Raw genomic sequence first — 9,366 nt, forward strand, 5'->3', positions numbered from 1 at the left:
ACCCGCCGGTCCCATGGAGGGGCACAGGCAGCGGGCGACAGTGGGGCAGGCAGCGCATGGCGATCAGAGTGGTCATCGCCGACGACCAGGAGATGGTCAGGACCGGCTTCCGGATGATCCTCGAGAGCCAGCCGGACATCGAGGTCGTCGCCGACGCCCCCGACGGCGAGGCCGCGCTCGCGGCGGTCGCCGCACACCGGCCGGACGTCCTCCTCCTCGACATCCGCATGCCGAAGCTCGACGGCCTCGAAGTCACCCGCCGACTCGCCGGCCGGGACGGTCCGCGCATCGTGATCGTCACCACCTTCGACCTCGACGAGTACGTCCACGCCGCGCTCCACGGAGGAGCATCGGGCTTCCTCCTGAAAGACGCCAGCCCCGCGATGCTGGTTGAGGCGGTCCGCGCGGCAGCCGTCGGGGATTCCCTCGTCTCGCCCGCCATCACCGTGCGGCTGCTGCGCGAAATGGCCCCCCGGGCCACCGCCGCCCACGCCGCCCGGCGCCCCTCCGAGCCCCTGACGGAGCGCGAACAGGACGTCGTACGGTGCGTGGCCCGCGGCCGGACGAACGCCGAGATCGCCGCGGAGCTGTTCGTCTCCCTGTCCACGGTCAAAACCCACCTGGCCAACGTCCAGACCAAACTCGACGTCCGCAACCGCGTGGAAGTCGCCGCCTGGGCCTGGGAATCCGGCCTGGCCACGCCCCCGGCGTGAGCCCCCTCGCCTCCTGGGCCCGGCGCCACCCGCACGCCGCCGACGCGGTCCGGCTCACCCTCTCCCTGGTCCTGCTCGCCCTCGTCACCTTCGAGGGAGTCGTCCTCGCCCGCCAGCCCAGCCTCCCGCACGCCGCCGTGTGGATCTCCGGCATCCTCGTGTGCCTCAGCGCGGCACCCTGGCCCGCCGTCCCCCTCCTCGCCCGCGCCTGGTTCGCCGCCGCCGTCACCTGGACCGTCACCCTCCTGCTGATCTTCGGCAACCACCCCCTCGTCGTCTGGGGCGGCGGCGAGGCCATCGCCCTCCTCGTCCTGCTCAGCCAGGTCCTGCTCCGCGCCCCCGCGCGCACCGCCGCCGTCCTCGGCCCGCTCCTCGGCCTCGGCTGCATGGCCGTGCCCGTCCGCGACACCGACCCCGGCCGGTTCACCCTGCTCTTCTCCGTCCTGACCGTCGTCGTCGGCGCGTACTCGCTGCTGCTGCGCCTCCAGTCCGTCCAGCGCGTGCGCGACCTGGACGCCGTACGCACCGTAGAACGCCTGGAGCTCGCCCGTGAGCTCCACGACCTCGTCGCCCACCACGTCACCGGCATCGTGGTGGAGGCCCGCGCCGCCCGCTTCACGCGGGTCTCGGCCGAACGGGCCGCCGAGATCTTCGGCCGCATCGAGAGCGCCGGGGACGAGGCCCTCGGCTCCATGCGCCGCCTCGTCAAGATCCTCCGCGAGAGCGGGGAGCACCCGCCCGGCGGCGGCCGCCCCGGCACCGCCCCCGTCGCCGGCCTCGCCGACATCCGCACCCTCACGGACCGGTTCTCCGCCACCGGCCCGCCCGTCGCCCTGTACGTGGAGGAAGGCCTGGGGGACCGGCTCCCCGGAGACGTCGCCGCCACCGCCCACCGCATCGTCCTGGAAGCCCTCACCAACACCGCCAAGCACGCCGCGACCGCCACCGCCGTCCGCGTCGGCCTGCGGACCGTCCCCGCCGGGCTGGAGGTCCGCATCGCCGACGACGGAGGCCGCCCGGCCCGCCTCTCCGAGACCGCCCGGGGCGGCGGCTACGGCCTCGTCGGCATGGCGGAGCGCGCCGAGGCCCTGGGCGGCTCCCTCACGGCCGGCCCCTCCCCGGAGGGAGGCTGGCAGGTCACCGCCGTCCTGCCGTTCTAGGGGGTGTCCGTCTCACGGACCGGCTCGTCGAGGAAGCACGCGCGCCCGCCACGTATTCTCGGGAACCATGAACAACAGCGCCCCCGACGAAGCCGCCGCCACCGCCACCCCCGGCGCCGTCGACGAGTCCGTCGCCGCCGAACTGGCCCGCCTGCGCGACAGCATCGACAACATCGACGCGGCCGTGGTCCACATGCTCGCCGAGCGCTTCAAGTGCACCCAGCAGGTCGGCCACCTCAAGGCCAAGCACCAGCTGCCCCCGGCCGACCCCACCCGCGAGGCCAACCAGATCGCCCGGCTCCGCCAGCTCGCCGAGAACGCCAAACTCGACCCCGCGTTCGCCGAGAAGCTCCTCAACTTCATCATCGCCGAGGTCATCCGCCACCACGAGACCATCGCCGCGGGCGAAGAGTAGGCCGCGAGCAGGCGGGGAGCCGACGACCGGGGCCCGCCCTTCGGGCAGCATGGGCCCCATGTCCGCACTGACGCGCAACGAAGCGCAGCTCCGAGCCCGGCTCATCGACGTCCAGCACTACGCCGTCACCCTCGACCTCACCGGCGGCGAGGACACCTTCGAATCCACGACCGTCATCCGGTTCACGGCACGCACGGCCGCGGACACCTTCGTGGAGCTGAAACCGGACGAACTGCACTCCGCAGAACTCGACGGCTCCCCCCTCGACCCCGCCGACCTCGCCGACGACCGCCTCGCCCTCACCGGCCTCGGCGAAGGCCCCCACGAGCTGCGCATCGCCACCCGCATGCGCTACTCCCGCACCGGCGAAGGCCTGCACCGCTTCACCGACCCCGCGGACGGCGAGGCGTACGTCTACACCCAGATGTTCATGGACGACATCCAGCGCGTCTTCCCGGCCTTCGACCAGCCCGACCTCAAGGCCGTCTTCGAATTCACCGTGACCGCCCCCGCCCACTGGACCGTCCTCGCCAACGGCATCACCGAGCGCGTCGGCGACCGCGACGGCGACGGAGCCGGCATCTGGAAGTCCGCCCCCACCCCCGTCATCTCCACCTACCTCGCCGCCGTGGCCGCCGGCCCCTGGCACAGCATCCGCACCGAGCACGCCGGACTGCCCTTCGGCATCCACTGCCGCCGGTCCCTCGCCCCCCACCTCGACGCCGACGCCGAGGAAATCCTCTCCATCACCACCGACTGCTACGACCGCTACCACGAGAAGTTCTCCGAGCCCTACCCCTTCGACTCCTACGACCAGGCCTTCGTCCCCGAGTTCAACGCCGGCGCCATGGAGAACCCGGGCCTGGTCACCTTCCGCGACGAGTTCGTCTTCCGCTCCGCCGTCACCGACACCGAACGCCAGACCCGGGCCATGGTCATCGCCCACGAGATGGCCCACATGTGGTTCGGCGACCTCGTCACCCTGCGCTGGTGGGACGACATCTGGCTGAACGAGTCCTTCGCCGAGTACATGGGCTACCAGACCCTCACCGAAGCCACCCGCTTCACCGGCACCTGGACCGAGTTCGGCGTCACCCGCAAGTCCTGGGGCTACGACGCGGACCAGCGGCCCACCACCCACCCCGTCGCCCCCGACCCCGACGCCGTGCCCGACACCGCCAGCGCCCTCCTCAACTTCGACGGCATCTCCTACGCCAAGGGCGCCTCCGCCCTGCGCCAACTCGTGGCCTGGCTCGGCGAGAAGGACTTCCTCGCCGGCATCAACACCCACTTCACCCGCCACAAGTTCGCCAACGCCTCCCTGGCCGACTTCGTCGACTCCCTCGCCGCGCACACCGACCGCGACGTCCACGCCTGGGCCGACGTCTGGCTGCGCACCACCGGCATCGACACCCTCACCCCGCGCATCGAGGAGGACCACGGCGGCTGGACCCTCACCGTCGACCGCCAGGGCACCCGCCCCCACCACATCGGCGTCGGCCTCTACGACCGCGACCCCGACGACACCCTCGTCCCCCGCGAACCCCTCACCCTCGACGTCCCCTCCGACGAGATCGTCTCCGTCAGCGGCCCCCGCCCGGCCCTCCTCCTCCTCAACGACGGAGACTTCGGCTACGCCAAGGTCCGCCTCGACGAGACCTCCGTCGAGACCGCCCTGCGCGAGCTGTCCGCCGTCCCCGGCCCCCTCACCCGGGCCGTCGTATGGAACTCCCTGCGCGACATGGTCCGCGACGGCGAACTCGAACCCGCCGCCTACCTGGCCACCGCCGAAGCGCACCTGCCCGCCGAAGCCGACCTGGCCATCGTCCAGGGCGTCCTCGCCTTCGCCCGCCTCCACATCGCCGACCGCTACCTCGCCCCCGAAGAGCGCACCGAGGCCCTCGCCACCCTCACCTCCATCGCCCGCGCCCTTCTGCGGCGCACCGAGGACGGCTCCGACCCCGGGCTGCGGCTCGCCGCCGTACGCGCCCTCATCGACGCCGCCACCCAGCCCGACACCCTCGCGGCCTGGCTCGAGGACGACACCGTGCCCGGCGGTCCCGAACTCGACCCCGAGCTGCGCTGGCGCATCCTCGCCCGGCTGTCCGTCCTCGGCGCCGTCGGGGAGGGCGAGATCGACGCGGCGCTCGCCGCCGACCCCAGCGCCACCGGCGAGGAAGGCGCCGCCCGCTGCCGCGCCGCCCTCCCCACCGCCGAGGCCAAGGCCGCCGCCTGGGAGCGCCTCTTCCGCGACGACTCCCTCTCCAACTACCTCTTCAGCGCCACCGCCCAGGGCTTCTGGCAGCCCGAACAGGCCGAGCTCGTACGGGAGTACGTGCCGCGCTTCTACACCGAAGCCGTCGAGCTGGGCGCCCGCCGCGGCCCCGCGATCGCCGAGGCCGCGGGCCGCTACGCCTTCCCGGGCCACGCCGTCGACGAGGACAACCTCCGGGCCGGGCGCGCCGGCATCGACGACCCCGCCATCGTCCCGGCCCTGCGCCGCAAGCTCGTCGACCAGCTCGACGACCTGGCCCGCGCCCTGCGCGTCCGCTCCGCCTGACGCCTGTCCCGCGGTGCTTCCCCGGCCGCCGCCCCCGCCCTCACCGGCGGGAGCGGCGGCCGGCCGCGTTCCCGGGGGCCCCGGCCGCCGGACGGAAACCACGAGCGGACAAATCCCGGCGGTTACCCCATTCGGGTCTGATCGTTGTACAGGTCGGGCCACCAAGCTGTCACCGCAGCAGCGCCCCTGCCAGGCACCCCACGACAGGGCCGGCCCCTGCCGCAGACCCGTTCCCGTGAGGACACCGCATGACCGCCCCGCCCGGCACCCCGCCCCCGCAGCCCGCACCGCCCCCCGCGCACCCGCTCGCCGGCGGGCGCCCCGGCGCCGAAGCCCTGCGACCCCTCCTCGACACCGTCCTCGAAGCCCTGCGCAGCGGAGCCGAGGAACGCGGCGGGCCGATCCCGGCCGGCGGCCCCGACGCCCTCGGGACCCGCGTCGCCGCCGCGCTGGGCGACGTACTCCCCGCACGCGGCCACGGCGACCACGAGGCGCTGCGGACCCTCGTGCACGTCCTCGCCGCGGGCGCCGCCGACCCCGCCGACCCCCTGTGCGCCGCCCACCTCCACGGGCCGCCCCTCGCCGTCGCGGCCGCCGCCGACCTCGCCGCCTCCGCCCTGAACCCCTCCCTCGACTCCTGGGACCAGGCCCCCGCCGCCTCCGCGATCGAAGCCCTCCTCACCCGCGCCCTCGCCGCCGAGTTCTACGACACCCCCCACCCCGACGCCCTCGTCACCACCGGCGGCACCGAGTCCAACCAGCTCGCCCTGCTCCTCGCCCGCGAACGCCACGGACCGGGCCTGACCGTCCTCCACGGAGCCAACGCCCACCACTCCGTCCCCCGCGCCGCCTGGCTCCTCGGCCTGCCCCCCGCCACCTCCCTGCCCACCCCCGCCGGCACCCTCGACCCGGCCCGCCTGAACGAAGCCCTGGCCGCCGCCCGCGGGCCCGTCCTCGTCACCGCCACCGCCGGCACCACCGACGCCGGCCTCATCGACCCGCTCGAAGCCATCGCCGACCTGTGCGGTCAGTACGGGGCCGACCTCCACGTCGACGCCGCGTACGGCGGCCTCCTCGCCCTCAGCCCGCGCCACCGCCCCCGCGTCGCAGCCCTGGCCCGCGCCCACTCGCTCACCATCGACCTGCACAAACTCGGCTGGCAGCCCGTCGCCGCGGGCCTCCTCGCCGTCCCCGACACCGCCCTGCTGGCCCCCCTCGCCCACCGGGCCGACTACCTCAACGCCGCCGACGACACCGAAGCCGGCCTCCCCGACCTCCTCGGCCGCTCCCTGCGCACCACCCGCCGCCCCGACGCCCTCAAGATCGCCGCCACCTTCCGCTCACTGGGCCGCGACGGCCTCGCCCACCTCATCGACCGCACCTGCGAACTCGCCCACCACCTCGCCCGCCTCCTCGACGCGCACCCCCGCTTCGAACTCCACGCACCCCCCACCATCAGCACCGTCCTCTTCCGCCCCACCCACACCGACGACACCGATCTCGCCGCCCTGCGCCGCACCCTCCTCCTCGGCGGCCGCGCCGTACTCGGCCGCGCCACCGCCGACGGCCGCCTCTGGCTCAAAGCCACCCTGCTCAACCCCCACACCACCGCGCGGGACCTGGACACCCTCGTCACCCTCCTGGAAGGCAGCAGCCACCGATGACCGCCCAGCTCGATGCACCCCACGACCTCGTCGGAATCGGCATCGGCCCCTTCAACCTGTCCCTCGCCGCCCTCGCCCACGGCCTTCCCCGCCAAGGCGCCGGCGAACTCGCCACCGCCTTCTACGACCAGCGCCACGACTTCCGCTGGCACCCCGGGCTGCTCATCGACGGCACCACCCTCCAAGTGCCCTTCCTCGCCGACCTCGTCACGCTCGCCGACCCCACCAGCCCCTGGACCTTCCTGAACTACCTCCGGCACAAGGAGCGGATCTTCCCGTTCTACTTCTCCGAGCAGTTCCACATCCAGCGCGCCGAGTACGACGCCTACTGCCGCTGGGTCGCCGGACGCCTGCCCGGACTCCACTTCGGCCACCAGGTCGACGCCGTCCGCTGGAACCCCGAACGCGACCTCTTCGAAGTCGACTACACCCAGCTCGACACCGACGGCGAGGCCGAGGCCCTCGGCCGCACCTACACCCACAACCTCGCCCTCGGCATCGGCACCGCCCCGTACGTCCCCGAACCGCTGCGCCCGCTCGCGGAAGCCCCGACCGTCCCCGTCATCCACTCCGCCGAGTACCTCGACAACCGGCAGCGCATCCTCGGCGCCGAGCACGTGACGGTCATCGGATCCGGGCAGTCCGGAGCCGAGGTCTTCCTCGACCTGCTCCGCTCCCGCCCCGCCGGCCGCGAACGCCTGACCTGGCTCGCCCGTACGCCCTCCTTCGCGCCCATGGAGTACTCGAAGCTCGGCCTCGAACACTTCACGCCCGACTACACCCGCTACTTCCACGCCCTGCCCGAGTCCGTACGCGACCAGCTCGTCCCCGCGCAGTGGCAGCTCCACAAGGGCATCGACGCCGGCACCATCGCCGCCATCCACGAGGAGCTCTACCGGCGCACCCTCGGCGGGGGCTGGCCCGACGCGGTCCTGACCCCGGGAGTCAGCGTCCGCACCGCGGGCCGCGTCGCCACCACCAAGGTCGAACTCCACCTCGACCACGCCCAGCAGGGCACCCGCTCCCGGCTCACCACCGACGCGGTCGTCCTCGCCACCGGCTACCGCGAGCGCCCGCTCACCGGCCTCCTCGCGGGCCTCGACCCGTACCTGCGCAAGGACTCCTCGGGCCGGCCGCGGATCGACGAGCGCCACCGCATGATCCTCGACCCCGGCGTCAGCGGCACGATCTTCGTCCAGAACGGCGAACGCCACAGCCACGGCGTCGGAGCCCCCGACCTCGGTCTCGCCGCCTGGCGCAGCGCCGCCATCCTGAACACCCTCACCGGCAAGGAGCCCTACCCGCAGCCCGCCCGCACGGCCTTCACCACCTTCGGCCTCGAACAGCGGGAGCACACCCGGCCCGTGCCCACGGTCGAGCTGCTCCCGCTGGTCGATCACCCCTGAACGGGCCCGCCGTCCGGTGACCGAACCCCGCCCCGCACGCCGCGAGGCCACCACTCGGGGCGGGAACGTTGCCGGTACAACCATGCGCACGGGTCGAACGTCTCTTTTGTCGAAGAAACGTTTCCAGGGGGTTTTGTCTGTGAAGTTTTCCCGGATCGCCGCAGCGGTGACCACCGCTGCCCTTGCTCCGGCCGTCCTCATGGCGTCACCGGCGTTCGCCGCCGGCTCCGACGCCCCGGCCGCCGGCAAGCAGCCGGCGCCGACCGCGCCCGACCAGGCCGTGCCCGACCACACCGCGCCCGACCGGGCCGAAGAGGACCGCAAGACCATCCTCGCGATCATCGCCGACCCGATGGCCAGCGAGTACATGCAGGAAGCCGGCCGCAAGGCCATCGCCGACGGCCCCCAGGCCATGCGGAAGTTCATCGAAGTCGACCAGCACAAGATCCGCATGGACGACTACCGCGTCGTGATCCTCCGCCTCCTCCCGGGCGCCGGACCCGGACTGAAGGCGGGCATCAACAAGGTCCTCAGCGACGGCGACACCATCGAAAAGCTGCGCCACTTCTACGACGTCACCCAGCACGAGCTGCGCGACGACGACAACAAGGTCGAGATCTCCCGACTGATCGGCGCCGGCGGCCCGGCCGTGAAGGAAGCCGGCAAGAAGGCGCTGAAGGGCACCCCCGCCGACCGCGCGCAGTTCCTGAAGACCGGCCGGTTCCTCGCCCAGGCCTCGGACGACAGGGTCGAGCTGGCCCGCATCGACGAAGGCTGGGACGGCCCGATCCTCAGCGAGGCGATCGGCAAGCTCCTGAACGGATCGCCCACCCCGGCCGAGCTGCGCCACTTCCTGGAAGTGACCCAGTACGAGCTGCGCGACCAGGACAACCGCGTCACCATCGCCAAGATCATCGACGGTGGCGGTCCGGAACTCGTCAAGGCGGGCCGCGCCGCGCTCGCGGGCACCGCCGAGGACCGGGCCGCGTTCCTCAAGACGGGCCAGCACGAGGCCCGCGCCAAGGACAAGGCCGCCAAGGACAAGGCCGCCAAGGACAAGGAGAAGCCCACTCCCGGCGAGGACGGCAAGGACGGCCGGGAACAGGGCAACGGTTCCGGCACCGGCGCCGGGACCACCGGCAACACCGCCACCACCGCACAGGGCCGGAGCGGCGCCCCCCTCGCCACCACGGGCGCGGGCGACCACACGACCCTGATCGCGGGCGGCGCCGGCACCGCGCTCGTCGCCGGCGCCGGACTGCTGCTCGCCGCCCGGATGCGCCGCGCCGGCGCCGAAGGCTGACCGACCGCGCACCCCAGGGGCGGGGGGGGGCGCGCCCCCCCCCCCCCGCCCCCCCCCCCCCCCCCCCCCCCCCCCCCCCCCCCCCCGGGGGGGGCCCCCGGGGGGGGGGGGGCGGGGCCCCCCCCCCCCCGCCCCCCCCCCGGGG

7 protein-coding genes are annotated in these 9,366 nt (G+C 73.8%); all 7 read left to right on the plus strand.

The annotated features are described in order from the left end of the window. Positions 1-56: 56 nt before the first annotated feature. The 7 genes from ACFY1T_RS07860 (at position 57) to ACFY1T_RS07890 (ending at position 9,221) form a co-directional block, all read left to right on the plus strand. On the plus strand, positions 57-713 hold the full coding sequence (locus ACFY1T_RS07860) for a response regulator (protein ID WP_390787412.1): 657 nt from the start codon (positions 57-59) through the stop codon (positions 711-713). Then, positions 710-1,873: a sensor histidine kinase gene (locus ACFY1T_RS07865; protein ID WP_390787413.1), complete on the plus strand. Its 1,164-nt coding sequence runs from the start codon at positions 710-712 to the stop codon at positions 1,871-1,873. Before ACFY1T_RS07860 ends, ACFY1T_RS07865 begins: the two co-directional genes overlap by 4 nt. 67 nt (positions 1,874-1,940) lie before the next feature. Beyond that, positions 1,941-2,288 (plus strand): chorismate mutase, encoded by a 348-nt coding sequence (locus ACFY1T_RS07870; RefSeq protein ID WP_384705724.1) that lies wholly within the window; start codon positions 1,941-1,943, stop codon positions 2,286-2,288. Positions 2,289-2,346: 58 nt separating this feature from the next. Further along, a complete protein-coding gene (gene pepN / locus ACFY1T_RS07875; RefSeq protein ID WP_390787414.1) occupies positions 2,347-4,848 on the plus strand; it encodes an aminopeptidase N in 2,502 nt (833 codons plus the stop codon). Positions 4,849-5,096: 248 nt separating this feature from the next. Next, positions 5,097-6,512, plus strand: a complete 1,416-nt coding sequence (locus ACFY1T_RS07880; protein ID WP_390787415.1) for a pyridoxal phosphate-dependent decarboxylase family protein — start codon at positions 5,097-5,099, stop codon at positions 6,510-6,512. Continuing rightward, positions 6,509-7,918, plus strand: a complete 1,410-nt coding sequence (locus ACFY1T_RS07885) for a lysine N(6)-hydroxylase/L-ornithine N(5)-oxygenase family protein (RefSeq protein WP_390787416.1) — start codon at positions 6,509-6,511, stop codon at positions 7,916-7,918. The genes ACFY1T_RS07880 and ACFY1T_RS07885 overlap by 4 nt, the downstream gene beginning before the upstream one ends. Positions 7,919-8,084: 166 nt before the next feature. After that, on the plus strand, positions 8,085-9,221 hold the full coding sequence (locus tag ACFY1T_RS07890) for an ALF repeat-containing protein (protein ID WP_390787417.1): 1,137 nt from the start codon (positions 8,085-8,087) through the stop codon (positions 9,219-9,221). The last annotated feature ends 145 nt before the right edge of the window (positions 9,222-9,366 follow it).

It is taken from the genome of Streptomyces sp. NPDC001194, from assembly GCF_042896985.1.
Taxonomy (GTDB): Bacteria; Actinomycetota; Actinomycetes; order Streptomycetales; family Streptomycetaceae; genus Streptomyces.